General features: G+C 68.2%; 1 pseudogene. It reads left to right on the top strand.

Annotation, left to right across the window (positions count from 1 at the left end):
* Positions 1–610, top strand: a pseudogene (locus tag ACY45C_RS20705) (thiolase family protein); the annotation flags it as partial.
* Positions 611–858 lie beyond the last annotated feature (248 nt).

Below are 858 nucleotides of genomic sequence, written 5' to 3'. Positions count from 1 at the left end.
CATGCCCTAGTGACGCTCTCTTTTGCGCCTTCGACTGGACGGGCATGGGACCCTCCACTGAGCGACACATGGAGGGTCAGGGCATCAGCCGAGCCGAGCAGGATGAGTTCGCCGCGCGGTCGCACCGGTGCGCCGCCGCTGCCATGAGGAACGGTCTGTTCGATGACGAGATCGTCTTGATGACGAGATCGTCCCGGTCGAGGTGCCCAAGCGCCGTGGCAAGCCTGTGCTGGTGACGCAGGACGAGGGCGTGCGGGGTGACACCACGGCGGAGGCGCTGGCCAGGCTGCGCCCCGCGTTCGCCCCGAACGGCACGATCACCGCCGGCTCGGCTTCCCAGATCTCCGACGGTGCCGCGGCCGTCGTCGTCATGAGCCGGGTGAAGGCGAACGAGCTCAGTCTCCCCGTGCTCGCTGAGATCGGTCACCATGGCTTTGTCGCGGGCCCGGACGCCTCGCTGCTGTCCCAACCCGCGAACGCGATCGCGGCCGCGTTGCGCAAGGAGGGGCTGACCCCCGCGGACGTGAACCTCTACGAGATCAACGAGGCGTTCGCGGCGGTGGCCAAGGAGAAGCTCTCATACTGCGCGTTCCAGCGTGAGCTCGGCGTTGGTCTTCCCCTGCGCCGGGCTGGCCGGCCGGCCGATCCCTTGCCGGCCGCGGCGGCTCAGCCAGGCCGCACGCTCCCAGCACATCGTGCTGGCCCGTTCCACCCCGCTGCTCGACACAGGCCTACCGCACCCGAACCGGACGACGAGATCCTGCGAATAAAAGGACAGGTTCCCGCCCCTTCATCGCATCAGCGGCGGTCCGGCTGACCCGCTCGTCAGGTGAGAGTGTCAAGATCGCGCCTATCTGT

The sequence above is a fragment of the Frankia sp. CcWB2 genome (genome assembly GCF_977927585.1).
The sequence above is the reverse complement of the archived record's forward strand: the minus strand, read 5'-3'. Positions and strand labels throughout refer to the sequence as shown.